General features: G+C 55.9%; 12 protein-coding genes. 7 read left to right on the forward strand and 5 right to left on the reverse strand.

Going from position 1 to position 18,034, the window contains the following annotated elements; translation table 11 throughout:
- Positions 1–236 precede the first annotated feature (236 nt).
- Entirely contained in the window at positions 237–674 is a 438-nt protein-coding gene (locus LDK53_RS06640) for a hypothetical protein (RefSeq protein WP_225285057.1), read from the forward strand.
- Between the two features lie 514 nt (positions 675–1,188).
- Here LDK53_RS06640 and infA read toward each other — a convergent pair.
- From infA to trxB, 5 genes are all read right to left on the reverse strand, one after another.
- Positions 1,189–1,407, reverse strand: a complete 219-nt coding sequence (gene infA, locus LDK53_RS06645; RefSeq protein ID WP_002211347.1) for a translation initiation factor IF-1 — start codon at positions 1,405–1,407, stop codon at positions 1,189–1,191.
- Between the two features lie 284 nt (positions 1,408–1,691).
- Positions 1,692–2,396, reverse strand: coding sequence for a leucyl/phenylalanyl-tRNA--protein transferase (gene aat, locus LDK53_RS06650; RefSeq protein ID WP_225285059.1), 705 nt, complete (start codon positions 2,394–2,396; stop codon positions 1,692–1,694).
- A gap of 45 nt (positions 2,397–2,441) precedes the next feature.
- Positions 2,442–4,163: a heme ABC transporter ATP-binding protein/permease CydC gene (gene cydC, locus LDK53_RS06655; RefSeq protein WP_225285067.1), complete on the reverse strand. Its 1,722-nt coding sequence runs from the start codon at positions 4,161–4,163 to the stop codon at positions 2,442–2,444.
- Entirely contained in the window at positions 4,163–5,929 is a 1,767-nt protein-coding gene (gene cydD, locus LDK53_RS06660) for a heme ABC transporter permease/ATP-binding protein CydD (protein ID WP_094918135.1), read from the reverse strand. Before cydD ends, cydC begins: the two co-directional genes overlap by 1 nt.
- A 114-nt stretch (positions 5,930–6,043) precedes the next feature.
- Positions 6,044–7,012 carry a thioredoxin-disulfide reductase gene (gene trxB, locus LDK53_RS06665; RefSeq protein WP_025756025.1) on the reverse strand — a complete coding sequence of 323 codons (969 nt, stop codon included), beginning with the start codon at positions 7,010–7,012 and terminating at the stop codon, positions 6,044–6,046.
- A gap of 544 nt (positions 7,013–7,556) precedes the next feature.
- Here trxB and lrp point away from each other — a divergent pair.
- From lrp to dmsA, 6 genes are all read left to right on the forward strand, one after another.
- On the forward strand, positions 7,557–8,051 hold the full coding sequence (gene lrp / locus LDK53_RS06670; RefSeq protein ID WP_000228469.1) for a leucine-responsive transcriptional regulator Lrp: 495 nt from the start codon (positions 7,557–7,559) through the stop codon (positions 8,049–8,051).
- A 135-nt stretch (positions 8,052–8,186) separates the two neighbouring features.
- Positions 8,187–11,894: a DNA translocase FtsK 4TM domain-containing protein gene (locus tag LDK53_RS06675; protein ID WP_225285070.1), complete on the forward strand. Its 3,708-nt coding sequence runs from the start codon at positions 8,187–8,189 to the stop codon at positions 11,892–11,894.
- Positions 11,895–12,022: 128 nt separating this feature from the next.
- Positions 12,023–12,634, forward strand: coding sequence for an outer membrane lipoprotein chaperone LolA (lolA, locus tag LDK53_RS06680; RefSeq protein WP_059386168.1), 612 nt, complete (start codon positions 12,023–12,025; stop codon positions 12,632–12,634).
- 9 nt (positions 12,635–12,643) lie between these two features.
- Complete coding sequence (gene rarA / locus LDK53_RS06685) at positions 12,644–13,987, forward strand: replication-associated recombination protein RarA (protein ID WP_225285072.1); 1,344 nt, start codon at positions 12,644–12,646, stop codon at positions 13,985–13,987.
- A gap of 92 nt (positions 13,988–14,079) precedes the next feature.
- The gene (gene serS / locus LDK53_RS06690; protein WP_025756021.1) at positions 14,080–15,372 is read left to right on the forward strand and encodes a serine--tRNA ligase; all 1,293 of its coding nucleotides are present in this window, start codon (positions 14,080–14,082) and stop codon (positions 15,370–15,372) included.
- A gap of 211 nt (positions 15,373–15,583) precedes the next feature.
- Positions 15,584–18,028 (forward strand): dimethylsulfoxide reductase subunit A, encoded by a 2,445-nt coding sequence (dmsA, locus tag LDK53_RS06695; protein WP_225285075.1) that lies wholly within the window; start codon positions 15,584–15,586, stop codon positions 18,026–18,028.
- Positions 18,029–18,034: the final 6 nt, after the last annotated feature.

The raw sequence follows: 18,034 nt of genomic DNA on the forward strand, positions 1-18,034 counted from the left end.
GCACCTGCAAAATCAGGTGCCGGGATTGGCGTCCTGAAAGTGTGTGAGCAGCAGCAATGCGGCAGGCTTCGTTCGCCCTAAAGAAAAGGGTATAATTCTGCATCTGGCGGGCGAATCGGAAGCTTCTTTTGAAGCGCCAGTAGCACACACACTGGTACGCCAATTCCTTTTCGTCCGCCGCCAGCAAATTGGCGTTGCTGCGGTGGTAAATTCAAAGTGTGTGAAGGAATTACCCAATGAATACAGAAAACAATTTCGCCCATTTCTACAGCGAACTCTCCCTCAACCCCGATCTCCCCACTCTCGCCGAGCGCTGCAACCTGCTTACCGAAATCCTGCTCGACTGCAAATCACTCCCGCAAACCCAACCCGTTTGTCGTTGTCTTGGTGCATATCTCGAAGAAGTCAAAACTGGACTGACAGTATCCATGCGTGATTTTCAGGTGGTGGAATTTGAGGAAGAAGCGGAACAACCGCGACAAAAAGCGTGGCTCCTGGAAGACACCGAAACGAAATGCAATTACTGCCGGGCATTAAACCACGTGTTGCTGGTGTCCCATTTTGATCGTGATATGTTGCCGCACCTCACGGGGTTACTGCACGAGATTACGCATTCGATGGCGACAGATGTGGTTGCGCCTCGTGGTGGCGAAACCGTTATCCATATTATTTGATGAGTGCGGTGGACTGCGTCGGGGAGTAACCCCGACGCTTAATCGTCAGACCCTTTTTTTGACGGTGTTTATAACTCATTGATTTAATGAGCGGCTAATTGTGGTCTGGAAAAAGGGTTTATGGTGAAAATATTGATTATTTTCTTTTCGAACAATAAGATGGCGATGTTTCCTCTCGTTCACTGCCGTACAGGCAGCTTAGAAACGTTTGAGAATCTTCGCCGCAAGGGCGTAAACGTACACTGCCGTACAGGCAGCACAAAAATGAAATAAACAGCATTCACATATTACCAGCCTACTACCACGTCGCCTGGCGGCGCTACGCTTGCGCAGGTCTACAATGCGTTGTGCAATTTATTGATATCAATGTGGCGTGTAGGCTGGGTAAGCGCAGCGCCACCCGGCAAGAAAAGCAAAAGCGGCTGTATAACAGAGGGAAGGGTTTTTCATAAATTTAAGGCCGGGACTAACCCGACCTTATTTAATATTCATCTGCCATTACAGGCGAAAACAATTAGCGACTACGGAAGACAATGCGGCCTTTGCTCAGGTCGTACGGGGTCAGTTCAACAGTCACTTTGTCGCCCGTCAAAATGCGGATGTAGTTTTTGCGCATTTTACCGGAGATGTGCGCAGTTACCACGTGACCGTTTTCCAGCTCTACGCGAAACATGGTATTAGGCAACGTATCAAGTACGGTACCCTGCATTTCAATATTGTCTTCTTTGGCCATCTAATCCTCTGGGGTATCACTACCAAGTTTTGAACCGGCAAGATAATGCCGAAATTCATCTATTAAGTAAAGAATTGCGCGATTAAAACGCAGCAAAACAGTTTCGGCGCATTGCCCAAGCGTCACGGTACAACCGAACAGGAAGCGCATTCGTAAAGGGGAGACAACAGGATAAACGTCAGGACGTTATCTGAAGCGAGGGTCCCAAACGGCGGCGGGGCAACAGGCAGAAGCTACTCTGCGGCATAATTATAACACCCTCACAAAAAATATGCGGAAAACATTTAGGCATAGGGCATAAAGAGCGTTCTCGGGACCCAGAAGTCGCGGGGGAGCTTCTCCTGACGGCTGGCATCCAGATGCCCGATATACTGGCGTCGCGGGATTTCAACCGCACCCAGTGAGGCCGTGTGTTCGTTGAGCACCTGACAATCGATCAGGCGTCCGCCGCATTGGGCAAAGGCCTGGCAGAAAACCAGCAGCGCGGTTTTCGAGGTGTTGACCGAACGAGAGAACATCGACTCGCCACAAAACAGCGTCCCCTGCGCCACGCCGTACATGCCGCCGACGAGCGTCCCATCTTGCCAGACCTCGATAGAGTGGGCGTAGCCCAGCTCATGCAACTGGTGATAGGCGGTAATGATATCGCGGGTTATCCATGTCCCTTCATAGCGGTCTTCGGCACAGCCTTCTATAACCTGACCAAAGGCGTGATTCAGGGTGACACGGTACGGTGATTTTGCATGGAAACGCTTCATGCTGCGGCTCAGGTGAAACTGCTCTGGCCACAGCACGGCGCGGGGATCGGGAGACCACCATAAAATCGGGTCGCCGGGGGAGAACCACGGGAAAATGCCGCGCTGGTACGCCATTAATAGCCGAGCAGGGCTAAGGTCACCGCCAAGGGCCAGCAGACCATTGGGCTCGCGTAGCGCACCCTCCGGCGAAGGGAACGCGATATTATGACGAGAAAGCTGGACCAGGCGCATGACAGCAAAACTCCAGTACGCGAGTGAGGACGCTACAAATATAGTCTACAGACGCTGTTTAAACTGGTAGTAGCGACCCTGTTTCGTCAACAGCTCTGCGTGACTACCTTGCTCAATAATCTGTCCGTTGTCCATCACAATTATCCGATCAAAACTCGCCAGACCGCGCAGGCGGTGCGTGACCATCAGCACGGTTTTCCCGCGCATCACATTCGCAAGCAGATCAAGGATTTGGCTCTCAGTTGTCGCGTCCAGCCCTTCGGTGGGTTCGTCGAGCAACATCAGCGGGGCATCGTGCAGCAGCGCGCGCGCAATCGCCAGTCTGCGCAGCTCACCGCCGGAGAGTTGACGGCCGCCTTCACCCAGCCAGCTGTTTAATCCCTCGTCCTCAAGCAGCTTGTGCAGACCGACCTGCTCCAGCATGGCGCGAAGAGCGTCATCAGACGCGTGCGGTGCGGCCAGCAGCAGGTTATCACGCAGGGTGGCGCTAAACAGGTGTACGCGCTGTGGAACGACGCTGACGGTTTGACGCAGGGCCTGCTCGCTGAAATCTGTCAGCAACGTATTGTTAAAACGGATCTGGCCGCGCTGCGGATCCCAGGCGCGGGTCAGCAGCTGCAGCAGTGTCGATTTACCGCAACCGGTACGGCCGAGGATCGCAATTCTCTCTCCGGCGTTAACAGACAGGTTGATGCTTTCCAGCGCGTTTTGCGCCTGTTTGTCGTAGGCGAAGGTGACATCTTCCAGCGCCAGCGCAACCTGCGCGGGTACCGCTGTCTGCCCTGCACTGAATGTTACTTCAGGTTCCTGTTCGGCGATCTGGGTGATGCGCAGGGCTGAGGCGATGACCTGCCCCAGATGCTGGAAGGCGCCCGTCACGGGTGCCAGCGCTTCAAACGCGGCCAGCGCACAAAAAACGAAGAGGGCGATCAGGGGACCTGGCTGTGTATTTCCCCCGACACTCCCGGACGCCAGCCACAGCATGGCAATCACCGCGATGCCGCCAATGAGTGTCATCAGTGCCTGGGAAAACGCAGTCAGTTCCGACTGTCGGCGCTGAGCTTCATGCCAGTTCAACTCCGTACTTTCCATACGCGCGCGATAGCGCTTGCTTGCACCGAAAATGGTCAGTTCTGCCTGCCCCTGAAGCCAGGAGGTCAACTGCTGGCGGTAATCTCCGCGCAGACGCGTCAGGTTTTCCCCGGTGGATTTCCCGGCGCGGTAAAAGAGCGGCGGCAGAATTATAAGCGTCAACAGCATGATCCCGCCCAGCGTGAGCGCAACGGGAACATCCAGAAAAGACAATCCCAGCGTCACCACCACAATCACCACAAACGCGCCTACAATCGGGGAGATCACGCGCAGGTAAAGGTGATCCAGCGTGTCGACATCGGCAACGACACGGTTAAGTAGTTCACCCTGACGAAAACGCGCCAGCCCGGCAGGGGAGAGGGGCAGCAGTTTACTGAAGGTGTAGATGCGCAGGTGCTGCAGCACGCGGAAAGTGGCGTCGTGGCTGACCAGCCGCTCAAAATAGCGTCCGGCAGTACGGGTGATGGCGGTACCGCGAACGCCGGCCGCCGGGAGCATATAGTTAAAGCTGTACAACCCGGCAACGCCCGCGACGGCAGAGGCTGACAGGAACCAGCCGGAAAGCGTGAGCAGACCAATGCTGGCGAGCAGAGTCACAATCGCCAGCACGATCCCCAGCGTCAGCATCCATTTGTGGCGTTTATAGAGGGCAAGATAAGGCAGCAGAGCACGCATCAGATGTCCTCCTGACGGTTCGCCAGCAGGGCGGCAAACGGCCCCTGCGCGGCAACAAGAGAGGCGTAATCGCCTTGCTCAACAAGACGGCCATTTTCCATGACCCAGATCTGGTCCCAGTCGGCAAGACCTTCCAGCTGGTGGGTGACCATCAGGGTCGTTTGCTGGCGTGAGGCGGCGTTAAGCGCTTCCATCACGCGCTGCTCACTGTGGGCATCCAGGCTGGCTGCAGGCTCATCCAGCAGCATCAGCTGACATGGGTTAAGCAGCGCGCGGGCAACGGCTACACGCTGCGCCTGGCCAACAGACAGCCCGGCGGACTGGTCACCGACGACGGTGTCCACCCCTTGCGGGAGCAGCGGCAGAAACTCGCTGACCCAGGCGCGGTCGAGCACCGATTGCAGTTCATCTTCACGCGCATCCGGACGCGCCAGAAGCACATTTTCACGTAGCGTGGAGGCCGGAAGCTGCGGGTTTTGTCCTACCCAACTGAGCTGTTTACGCCAGGCGTCAGGGTCGAGTTTACGCAACTCGGTTTTGTTTATTTGCAGCGAACCGGTGTAGGCCATAAAACCGGATAGCGCATTCAGTAACGAACTTTTCCCGGAACCGCTGGTGCCGACGAGCACCACGCGCTGTCCGGCCGGCAGGGTAAAGTTCAGCGGGCCTGCCAGCACCTTACCTTCCGGCGAGAGGATGCAAAAATCCTGGGCCTCGACGGTCACGGGTTCTTTGGCATTTAGCATCACGTCACCCCGCTCCGGATGCGCCAGCGGTGTTTCCAGGAACGTTTTCAGGCTGTCGGCCGCGCCAACCGCCTGTGCTTTAGCGTGATAGAAGGTCCCCAAATCGCGAAGAGGCTGGAAAAATTCCGGGGCCAGGATCAGCGCCAGGAAACCGGCAGAAAGGGTCACTGCCGTGCCGTAATGGCCGAAATCCAGCGCACCGAGATAGGAGAAGCCGAAGTAGACGGCCACAAGGGCGATCGACAGCGAAGTAAAGAATTCCAGCACGCCTGAGGATAAGAAGGCGAGGCGTAACACTTCCATGGTGCGCTGGCGGAAATCCTGCGATGCCAGACGAATGTTGTCGGTTTCCGCTTCACCGCGGCCAAAAATGCGTAATGTCTCCATGCCGCGCAGGCGGTCAAGGAAATGGCCGCTTAAGCGACCCAATGCCAGGAAGTTACGGCGGTTGGCATCCGCCGCTCCCATCCCAACCAGCGCCATAAACAGGGGGATCAGCGGGGCGGTGCCCAGCAGAATCAGTGCAGCCATCCAGTTAACCGGGAAGATGGCGATCACAATCAGCAGCGGAACGAAGACGGCAAGCGCCATTTGCGGCAAATAGCGCGCGTAATAGTCATGCATATCGTCAATCTGCTCGAGGATCAGCGTCGCCCAGCTTCCGGCCGGTTTTCCCTGAATCCACGCCGGGCCGGCTTCCTGAAGCCTGTCGAGCACCTGACGGCGGATCTCGTAGCGGATATGCTGTCCGGCATGAAAACCGACGCGTTCACGCAGCCAGACCACCCAGGCGCGCAGGATAAAAACCAGGATCAGGACAATAAAGGGCAGCAGGAGCGCCTCGCGGGGAATGTTCTCCATGATCATGTGATTGAGAATGCGGGCCAGCAGCCATGCCTGGGCAACAATCAACAGACCGCTAACAAATCCCAGCAGACGGGAAATGGTAAGCCAGCGGCGGGAAATAACGCTTTGCTGTTTCAGCCAGCGTGTTAACTCTTGTTGACGGGTTTTTTCCATTGCGTACTTTGCAGGTGACGTTATTAGAAATTGGGCAGCGCAATGTTACAACGGGGAGACAATAAAGGCGACTTATCGCCGCCTTTATTTACGTTTGTTACTGACTTGTAAAGATTATTTACCTTGTTCCGCCAGTCCATCGAGGTAGCGTTCAGCATCCAGCGCGGCCATACACCCGGTACCCGCAGAGGTAATTGCCTGACGGTAAATGTGGTCCATCACATCGCCCGCCGCAAACACGCCCGGGATGCTGGTCTGGGTCGCGTTACCGTGAATGCCTGACTGCACTTTAATGTAGCCGTTTTCCAGCTCCAGCTGCCCTTCGAAGATTGCCGTGTTCGGGCTGTGACCGATAGCAACAAACAGGCCCGCCACGTCCAGCGTTTCGACGTTATCGCTGTTCTGGGTATCACGAATACGCAGACCAGCAACGCCCATCTGATCGCCCGTGACCTCTTCCAGCGTGCGGTTGGTGTGCAGCACGATGTTGCCGCTTGCTACTTTATCCATCAGACGTTTGATCAGGATCTTCTCCGCGCGGAATGTATCGCGGCGGTGGATCAGGTGCACTTCTGAGGCAATGTTCGCCAGATACAGCGCTTCTTCCACGGCAGTGTTGCCGCCGCCGATGACTGCAACTTTCTGATTGCGGTAGAAGAAACCGTCACAGGTTGCGCAGGCAGAGACGCCGCGGCCTTTAAACGCTTCTTCTGATGGCAGGCCCAGGTAACGGGCAGAAGCACCGGTGGCGATGATCAGCGCGTCACAGGTGTATTCGCCGCTGTCACCCGTCAGGCGGAACGGACGGTTCTGCAGATCGACCTTGTTAATATGGTCGAACAGAATTTCGGTTTCGAATTTGGCAGCATGCTCGTGCATACGTTCCATCAGTAGCGGCCCGGTCAGGTCGTTCGGATCGCCTGGCCAGTTTTCCACTTCGGTGGTGGTGGTCAGCTGACCGCCTTTTTCCATGCCGGTGATTAATACCGGTTGCAGGTTAGCGCGTGCAGCATAGACCGCCGCGGTATATCCCGCAGGTCCAGAACCAAGGATTAGCAGCTTACTGTGTTTGGCCGTGCCCATGAGATCCCCATTGTTGTTGGCAGACATTTGGCTGGATTGTAGGGAATTTGTTGTCGTAAAAAAAGAGCGCAGCAATTTTGATATCAATCTGTGTAATAGCCACGGACGATGAATGGCGCGCTATAACATCAAGCTTTCTCCTGAAAACCGGTTGTTTATAAGGCAATAAAATGAGGATTAATACCCTGCCGTAATGAATATCCGGCATGTTGTACTAAAAAACGATGTTTTGCTTTGACAATCCCCTGCGCTTTTGCGAAAACATTCAAGGAAGAAAAAAAACCGCGTTAACCGTATGCCGCATAGGCATGCACGTAAATGCCATTTTTACCGGGTCAGTGAAATCTACGCATGGCGTGGACAGACGCCATACGTGATGTCGGTGACAGCCTTCGGGCAACGGTCTTCTTACCAACAGAACCCGAATCCGCATCGCGTCTAATACAAAATCAGGCGATGTGATGACTAACGGGTACAGGCTCTGAACAGTGATGTGCACAGGGTCCAGGCAGGAGTAGGGAAGGAATACAGAGAGACAATAATAATGGTAGATAGCAAGAAGCGCCCTGGCAAAGATCTCGACCGTATCGATCGTAACATTCTTAATGAATTGCAAAAGGATGGGCGTATTTCCAACGTCGAGCTTTCAAAACGTGTGGGACTTTCCCCGACGCCGTGCCTTGAGCGTGTGCGCCGACTGGAAAGACAGGGTTTTATTCAGGGCTATACAGCTCTGCTGAACCCGCATTATCTGGATGCCTCACTTCTGGTATTTGTTGAGATTACTCTGAATCGTGGTGCGCCGGATGTGTTTGAGCAATTTAACGCCGCTGTACAAAAACTTGAAGAAATTCAAGAGTGTCACCTGGTGTCCGGTGATTTCGACTACCTGTTGAAAACCCGTGTGCCTGATATGTCCGCCTACCGTAAGCTGCTGGGGGAAACCCTGCTGCGTCTGCCAGGCGTGAACGACACCCGTACCTATGTGGTGATGGAAGAGGTCAAACAGAGCAATCGTCTGGTTATTAAGACGCGCTAACACGGAACAGGTGCAAAATCAGCGTAGTTTGATTACACTCCTGTTAATCCATACAGCAACAGTGCCGGGGAGTCCCGGCGCTGTTGTCCGTTTTAGCAAACAGGCAGGATATGCCTGATACCTGGAGAGCCTTTCTTGAGCCAGGAATACACTGAAGACAAAGAAGTCACACTATCGAAGCTAAGCAGCGGACGTCGTCTCCTTGAGGCTTTGCTGATTGTTATTGCCCTTTTTGCCGTCTGGCTGATGGCAGCCTTACTCAGTTTCAATCCCTCAGATCCCAGCTGGTCACAAACTGCATGGCATGAGCCTATTCATAATTTAGGCGGCGTACCCGGTGCCTGGCTTGCGGACACGCTCTTTTTCATTTTCGGTGTGATGGCCTACACCCTTCCCGTCATTATTATTGGCGGGTGCTGGTTTGCGTGGCGACATCGTCAAAACGATGATTACATCGACTATTTCGCCGTTTCGCTGCGTCTGATTGGCGCACTGGCACTGATCCTCACCTCATGCGGGCTGGCGGCCATTAATGCGGATGATATCTGGTACTTCGCTTCGGGTGGTGTGATTGGCAGCCTGTTGAGTTCTGCGCTGCAGCCGATGCTTCATAGCAGCGGCGGCACGCTGGCGTTGCTGTGCATCTGGGCGGCGGGGCTGACGTTATTCACCGGCTGGTCCTGGGTGAGCATTGCCGAGAAAATTGGCAGTTTTATCCTCACTATTCTGACCTTCGCCAGCAACCGTACCCGTCGTGACGATACGTGGGTTGATGAAGATGAGTACGAAGATGAAGATGAAGAGGAAGATGACGCGCCTGTGCAGCGTCGCGAGTCTCGTCGTGCTCGAATTCTGCGTGGCGCGCTGGCGCGTCGCCAACGTGTTGCAGAGAAATTTGCCAACCCGCTGGGCCGTAAAACTGATGCGGCGCTCTTCTCTGGTAAACGCATGGATGAAGACGAGCAGGTGGTCTATCGCGCTGCGGGAAATCAGGTCGATCCTGACGATGTGCTCTTCTCCGGCAACCGTGCCACCCCAGGCGATTTTGACGAATACGATCCGCTGTTAAACGGTCATTCGGTCACCGAGCCGGTTGCCGCCGCAGCCGCCGCGACGACCGCTGCTCAGGCCTATGCCGCCCCCGTTGACGCCGTGATGCCTTCTGCGCCGGTTTCACCGCCGGAATCCGTTATTCAGCAGCCTCAGGTAGACTGGCAGACTGCGCCGGGTGTTCATACCCCAGAACCGGTTATTGCGCCTGAACCAGAAAGCTATATTCCCGTTCAGCAGGAGCAGTGGCAGCAGCCTTATCAGCCGCCGCAGCCTGCGTATGAACCACAACACAACCCACACTATGAACAGCCTGTAACTCAACCGTATCAGGAGTATGTGCCTGAACCGGTTGAACCCGTGCAGCCTTATGTCGCACCGCAACCTGAGCCGGAACCTGAGCCCGAAATCGTGGAAGAGGTGAAGCCAGCACGTCCGCCGCTGTACTATTTTGAAGAAGTCGAAGAGCGCCGTGCGCGTGAACGCGAACAGCTGGCGGCCTGGTATCAGCCAGTGCCTGAACCGGTGCAGGAACCTGTTACGAAAGCAGCTGCTGTTTCGGCTCCTCAGGTTGATCCAACACCTTCGGTTGCCCCTGTAGCGGAAAGCGTGAAGCAGGCCACCGCAGCGGCGGCCGTGGCTGCACCTGTCTTTAGCCTGGCAACAGGGGGGGCGCCACGTCCTCAGGTAAAAGAGGGGATTGGTCCTCAATTGCCTCGTCCTAACCGTGTCCGCGTGCCAACCCGTCGTGAGCTTGCCTCTTATGGTATCAAACTGCCTTCCCAGCGGATGGCCGAAGAAAAAGCCCGCGAGTCTGAGTACGAGGATGATGGCGATGACATGCAGCAGGCTGAGCTGGCTCGCCAGTTCGCCGCGCAGCAGAATCAACGCTACGGTGAGGAATATCAGCACGATGAGCCTGCGCTGGACGACGATGACGCGGCGGAAGCCGAACTGGCGCGCCAGTTTGCCGCTACCCAGCAGCAGCGCTATTCCGGCGAACAACCGGCTGGTGCAAATCCATTCTCCCTGTCGGATTTTGAATTCTCGCCGATGAAAGATCTGGTGGATGATGGCCCGAGCGAGCCTTTATTTACCCCGAGCGTGATGCCGGAAGCGGAGCCTGTGCGCCAGCAACCCGCACAGCCGTCATACGCACCGCAACCGCAGCAGCCGGCGCCGCAGGCTTACGCGCAACCGCAGCAGCCACAACAACCGCCGCAGTTCCAGCAGCCTGCGCCACAGCCGCAGGAGAGTCTGATTCACCCGCTGCTGATGCGTAACGGTGACAGCCGTCCGCTGCAGCGTCCAAGCACGCCACTGCCGTCGCTGGATCTGTTAACGCCGCCGCCAGCGGAAGTTGAACCGGTTGATACCTTTGCGCTGGAGCAGATGGCGCGTCTGGTCGAAGCGCGTCTGGCTGACTTCCGCATTAAAGCGGACGTGGTGAACTACTCCCCGGGGCCGGTCATCACCCGTTTCGAACTGAACCTGGCGCCAGGTGTAAAAGCCGCGCGTATTTCTAACCTCTCCCGTGACCTGGCGCGTTCTCTGTCGACCGTGGCGGTGCGTGTGGTGGAGGTCATACCGGGCAAACCGTACGTTGGCCTTGAACTGCCGAACAAGAAACGTCAGACCGTCTACCTGCGTGAAGTGCTGGATAACACCAAGTTCCGCGATAACCCTTCCCCGCTAACGGTGGTGTTGGGTAAAGATATTGCTGGCGATCCGGTGGTGGCAGACCTCGCGAAGATGCCTCACCTGCTGGTGGCCGGTACGACCGGTTCCGGTAAGTCCGTCGGTGTAAACGCCATGATCCTTAGCATGCTCTATAAAGCGCAGCCGGAAGATGTGCGTTTCATCATGATCGACCCGAAAATGCTCGAACTGTCCGTCTATGAAGGCATCCCGCACCTGCTGACGGAAGTGGTCACCGACATGAAAGACGCGGCCAACGCTCTGCGCTGGAGCGTGAATGAGATGGAGCGTCGCTACAAGCTGATGTCGGCACTGGGCGTGCGTAACCTGGCTGGTTATAACGAGAAAATCGCCGAGGCGGCGCGTATGGGCCGTCCGATCCCGGATCCGTACTGGAAACCGGGAGACAGCATGGATGCCCAGCATCCGGTGCTGGAAAAACTGCCTTATATCGTGGTGCTGGTGGATGAATTCGCCGACCTGATGATGACCGTCGGTAAGAAAGTGGAAGAGCTGATTGCCCGCCTGGCGCAGAAAGCGCGTGCTGCCGGTATTCACCTTGTGCTCGCGACCCAGCGTCCATCCGTGGACGTTATCACCGGTCTGATTAAAGCGAACATCCCGACGCGTATCGCCTTTACCGTATCCAGTAAAATTGACTCACGTACCATCCTTGATCAGGGCGGTGCAGAGTCGCTGCTGGGGATGGGAGACATGCTCTATTCCGGCCCGAATTCCACCTCTCCGGTGCGTGTTCACGGGGCATTCGTTCGCGACCAGGAAGTGCACGCGGTAGTGCAGGACTGGAAAGCACGTGGTCGTCCGCAATATGTTGATGGCATCACTAGCGACACGGAAAGCGAAGGCGGCGGCGGTGGCTTCGACGGCGGCGAAGAGCTGGATCCGTTATTCGATCAGGCGGTGAACTTCGTGACCGAAAAACGCAAGGCCTCCATCTCTGGCGTACAGCGTCAGTTCCGCATCGGCTATAACCGCGCGGCGCGTATCATCGAACAGATGGAAGCGCAGGGTATTGTCAGCGAGCAGGGGCACAACGGTAACCGCGAGGTGCTGGCACCACCGCCGTTTGATTAACCTTCGGCAATTGCAAAGAAGGGTAAATCAACCAAAATTAAGCATTTTCTTCTGTCGCCTGCCTGCGGGCAGGTCCAGAATAGAAGACGGAAACCCCATATCGGGAAGACGTATTTTAAGGAATAACAATGAAAAAAATCGCCATCGCCTGTGCATTACTCACCAGTTTTGTTGCCAGCAGCGTCTGGGCTGATGCAGCCAGCGACCTTAAAAGCCGACTGGATAAAGTAAGCAGCTTCCACGCCAGCTTCACGCAAAAAGTGACTGACGGCAGCGGCAACGCGGTGCAGGAAGGTCAGGGAGATTTGTGGGTAAAACGCCCGAATCTGTTTAACTGGCACATGACCCAGCCGGATGAAAGCATCCTGGTGTCTGACGGTAAAACGCTATGGTTCTTCAACCCGTTCGTTGAGCAGGCAACGGCGACCTGGCTGAAAGATGCCACCAGCAATACGCCATTTATGCTGATTGCCCGCAACCAGGCCAGCGACTGGCAGCAGTACAATATTAAGCAGACGGGGGACGAGTTTGTCCTGACGCCAAAAGGCAGTAACGGCAACCTGAAGCAGTTCACCATTAACGTAAGCCCCAACGGTACCATTAATCAGTTTGGCGCCGTTGAGCAGGACGATCAGCGCAGCAGCTATCAGCTTAAGTCTCAGCAGAATGGCGCTGTAGATGCATCGAAATTCACCTTTACCCCGCCGCAGGGCGTAACGGTGGATGACCAACGTAAGTAAGAGGCGTGAGTGAGCAATCTGTCGCTCGATTTTTCAGACAACGCGTTTCAACCTCTGGCCGCTCGTATGCGGCCAGAAAATTTAGCGCAGTATATCGGCCAGCAACACCTGCTGGCTGCCGGTAAGCCATTGCCGCGCGCCATTGAGGCCGGGCATCTTCACTCGATGATCCTCTGGGGGCCACCCGGCACGGGCAAAACCACGCTTGCCGAAGTGATCGCCCGCTATGCGAACGCGGACGTTGAACGCATCTCTGCAGTTACGTCCGGCGTGAAAGAGATCCGCGAAGCTATCGAGCGCGCGCGGCAGAACCGCAATGCCGGGCGCAGGACTATCCTCTTCGTGGACGAAGTTCACCGCTTCAACAAAAGCCAGCAGGATGCCTTTCTGCCGCACATTGAAGACGGCACGATCTTCTTCATCGGTGCGACCACCGAAAATCCCTCGTTTGAACTGAACTCGGCGCTGTTGTCTCGTGCGCGCGTTTACTTGCTCAAATCGCTGACCGTCGAGGATATCGAAAAGGTTCTCACCCAGGCGATGGATGATAAAACGCGCGGCTACGGCGGGCAGGATATCGTTCTGCCTGACGACACGCGTCGTGCGATTGCGGAGCTGGTGAACGGTGATGCGCGTCGGGCGCTGAATACGCTGGAGATGATGGCCGACATGGCCGAAGTCGACGATGCTGGCAAACGAGTGCTGAAGCCGGAACTGCTCACCGAAATAGCCGGGGAGCGCAGCGCGCGTTTCGATAATAAAGGCGATCGATTTTACGATCTCATCTCTGCCCTGCATAAATCCGTGCGCGGCAGCGCGCCAGATGCGGCACTGTACTGGTACGCGCGCATCATTACTGCCGGTGGCGATCCGCTGTACGTTGCGCGCCGCTGCCTGGCGATCGCCTCAGAAGATGTCGGCAATGCCGATCCTCGTGCCATGCAGGTCGCGCTGTCGGCGTGGGACTGTTTCACCCGCGTGGGTCCGGCGGAAGGTGAACGTGCAATTGCCCAGGCGATTGTCTATCTGGCCTGTGCGCCGAAAAGCAATGCCGTTTATACCGCGTTTAAAGCGGCGATGTCTGATGCGCGTGAACGCCCGGACTACGATGTGCCGGTTCACCTGCGTAATGCGCCAACCAAACTGATGAAAGAGATGGGGTATGGGCAGGAGTACCGTTACGCCCATGATGAACCCAATGCCTACGCGGCCGGTGAGGAATATTTCCCGCAGGAGATGGCACAAACCCGCTATTATCACCCCACAAACAGAGGTCTTGAAGGCAAGATTGGCGAAAAGCTCGCCTGGCTCGCCGGACAGGATCAAAATAGCCCTATAAAACGCTACCGTTAGTGCAGTCGTTGCGGTAATGTTGGCGTTGTATCCCTGTGATCGCAGGCTGTGGTCACTTTTTCCTATTTTAATTCGATAAGCACAGGATAAGCATGCTCGATCCCAATCTGCTGCGTAATGAGCCAGACGCAGTCGCTGAAAAACTGGCACGCCGGGGCTTTAAGCTGGATGTAGATAAGCTGCGCGCTCTTGAAGAGCGTCGTAAAGTTCTGCAGGTACAAACTGAAAATCTGCAGGCAGAGCGTAATTCTCGATCGAAATCCATTGGCCAGGCGAAAGCGCGCGGGGAAGATATTGAGCCATTACGCCTGGAAGTGAACAAACTGGGTGAAGAACTGGATCAGGCGAAAGCCGAACTGGATGTTCTTCAGGCCGAAATTCGTGATATTGCCCTGGCTATCCCGAATATTCCTGACGACAGCGTCCCTGTCGGTAAAGATGAAAACGACAACGTTGAAGTGAAACGCTGGGGTACGCCTCGTGAGTTTGACTTCGAGGTGCGCGATCACGTGACGCTGGGCGAAATGCACACAGGCCTGGACTTTGCAGCAGCAGTTAAGCTGACCGGTTCTCGCTTTGTGGTGATGAAAGGCCAGATTGCTCATCTGCACCGCGCTCTGGCGCAGTTCATGCTGGATCTGCACACCGAGCAGCACGGCTACAGTGAAACTTATGTTCCGTATCTGGTTAACCACGATACCCTGTACGGTACCGGTCAGTTGCCGAAATTTGCCGGCGATCTGTTCCACACCCGTCCGCTGGACGAGGAAGCGGACAGCAGCAACTACGCGCTGATCCCAACGGCGGAAGTGCCGCTGACCAACCTCGTGCGTGATGAGATCATCGATGAAGACGATCTGCCGATCAAACTGACGGCGCACTCTCCGTGCTTCCGTTCTGAAGCAGGCTCCTACGGTCGCGACACGCGCGGTCTGATCCGTATGCACCAGTTTGATAAAGTTGAGATGGTGCAGATCGTCCGTCCTGAAGATTCCATGGATGCGCTGGAAGAGATGACCGGTCACGCCGAGAAAGTGCTGGAGCTGCTGGGTCTGCCGTACCGTCGTATGGCCCTGTGCACCGGTGATATGGGCTTTGGCGCCCGCAAAACCTTCGACCTTGAAGTGTGGGTGCCTGCGCAGAACACCTACCGTGAAATCTCCTCCTGCTCTAACGTCTGGGATTTCCAGGCGCGCCGTATGCAGGCACGCTGCCGCAGCAAATCTGACAAGAAAACCCGTCTGGTGCACACCCTGAATGGTTCTGGTCTGGCGGTTGGCCGTACGCTGGTTGCTGTGATGGAAAACTACCAGCAGGCAGATGGTCGCATCGAGATCCCTGAAGTGCTGCGTCCATACATGAAAGGCCTGCAGTACATCGGCTAATGATTTGCCTCAAAACAAAAAAGCGCCTGCGGGCGCTTTTTTTATGTCTGTGAATTGATACGACGCAATACCCCCTCCCTCCAAAGTAGTAATACTGTTGCGAATGAAAGTCAGCATAAAAAGCTGAATACCCGGAAATTCGATATCTATAAAGCTATGTTGCGGTTCGCGCCGCCTCTCTTTTCTTTGTGAGCAACCAAAGTGAGTTTCTATGAAAATCAACGCGCCTGAAGCACTCATGGCTGCCGAGGTCACTCGCCGTGGGTTGATGAAAACCACGGCAATAGGCGGTCTGGCTGTAGCCAGCAGCGCCTTCACGCTCCCTTTTACCCGACTGGCATCGGCGGCAGAGGCACTCTCCCCAGCCACCACGCCGGAAAAAGTGGTGTGGAGTGCCTGTACCGTCAACTGTGGTAGCCGTTGTCCCCTGCGTATGCACGTGGTGGACGGCGAAATTAAGTATGTCGAAACCGATAATACCGGCGACGATAGCTACGAAGGATTACATCAGGTTCGGGCTTGTCTGCGTGGCCGTTCCATGCGTCGTCGCGTGTATAACCCGGACCGTCTGAAATACCCGATGAAACGCGTCGGTAAGCGTGGAGAAGGGAAGTTCGAGCGGATTAGCTGGGATGAAGCCTACGATATCATCGCCAGCAATATGCAGCGTTTGATCAAAGAGTACGGCAACGAATCCATCTACCTGAACTATGGCACCGGGACACTCGGCGGCACGCTGACCCGCTCCTGGCCACCGGGTAAAACGCTGGTAGCGCGCCTGATGAATTGCTGCGGCGGTTACCTCAATCACTACGGTGATTACTCCTCGGCGCAGATCGCCGCTGGCCTGAACTACACCTATGGTGGCTGGGCGGACGGCAACAGCCCGTCGGATATCGAAAACAGTAAGCTGGTCGTGCTGTTCGGTAACAACCCGGGTGAAACGCGTATGAGCGGCGGCGGGGTGACCTACTATCTGGAACAGGCCCGCGCCAAATCCAATGCCCGCATGATCATCATCGATCCGCGCTATACCGACACCGGTGCAGGGCGCGAAGATGAATGGATCCCCATTCGTCCGGGGACCGATGCGGCGCTGGTCTCCGCACTGGCCTGGGTGATGATCACCGAAAACCTCGTCGATCAGCCTTTCCTGGATAAATACTGCGTCGGCTATGACGAGAAAACCCTGCCGGCCAGCGCGCCAGCAAACGGGCATTACAAAGCGTATATTCTCGGCCAGGGCAGCGACGGCGTAGCGAAAACGCCGGCGTGGGCATCTACCATCACCGGTATTCCGGCGGAACGTATTGTGCAGCTGGCACGTGAAATTGGCTCAGCCAAACCTGCCTACATCAGCCAGGGCTGGGGCCCGCAGCGCCATGCGAACGGCGAAATTGCCACCCGCGCTATCTCTATGCTCTCTATTCTGACCGGCAACGTCGGTATTCACGGCGGTAATACCGGCGCGCGTGAAGGTTCGTACTCGCTGCCGTTTGAACGGATGCCGACCCTGGACAACCCCGTGAAGACCAGCATCTCCATGTTTATGTGGACCGATGCGATTGAACGTGGCCCGGAAATGACCGCCCTGCGCGACGGTGTGCGCGGCAAGGACAAGCTGGATGTGCCGATCAAGATGATCTGGAACTATGCCGGCAACTGTCTTATCAACCAGCACTCCGAAATCAACCGTACCCATGAAATCCTGCAGGACGACAAGAAGTGCGAGATGATTGTGGTGATCGACTGCCACATGACCTCCTCGGCAAAATATGCCGATATTCTGCTGCCGGACTGCACCGCCTCTGAGCAGATGGATTTCGCGCTGGATGCCTCCTGCGGCAACATGTCCTATGTGATCTTCACCGACCAGGCCATCAAGCCGCGTTTTGAGTGCAAAACCATCTATGAAATGACCTCCGAACTGGCGAAACGGCTTGGTGTAGAGCAGCAGTTTACCGAGGGGCGTACTCAGGAAGGGTGGATGCGCCATCTTCACGCGCTCTCCCGTAAAGCGATCCCCGATCTGCCGGACTTCGATACCTTCCGCAAGCAGGGTATGTACAAACAGCGTGACCCGGAAGGGCATCACGTGGCGTACAAAGCGTTCCGTGAAGATCCGCAGGCGAACCCGCTAACCACGCCGTCGGGCAAAATCGAAATCTACTCCGAAGAGCTGGCAAAAATCGCCTCTACCTGGGAGCTGCCGGAAGGGGACGTTATCGATCCGCTGCCGATCTACACGCCGGGTTTTGAAAACTATAACGATCCACTGACGGCGAAATTCCCGCTGCAACTGACCGGTTTCCACTACAAAGCGCGTGTTCACTCCACCTACGGTAACGTCGATGTCCTGAAAGCGGCCTGTCGACAGGAGATGTGGATCAACCCGATGGATGCCAAAGCGCGCGGTATCAGCAATGGCGATCGCGTGCGGATCTTTAACGGCCGCGGTGAGGTCCGTATTGAAGCCAAAGTGACCCCGCGCATGATGCCCGGCGTGGTGGCGCTGGGGGAAGGCGCCTGGTACAGGCCGGATGCAAAGGGCATCGATCAGGCTGGCAGTATTAACGTACTGACCACGCAGCGCCCGTCTCCGCTGGCGAAAGGCAACCCATCCCACACAAACCTTGTCCAGGTTGAAAAGGTTTAAGGAGTA

Origin of the sequence: Enterobacter sp. K16B (assembly GCF_020216105.1) — a bacterium.
Lineage (GTDB): Bacteria > Pseudomonadota > Gammaproteobacteria > Enterobacterales > Enterobacteriaceae > Enterobacter > Enterobacter sichuanensis.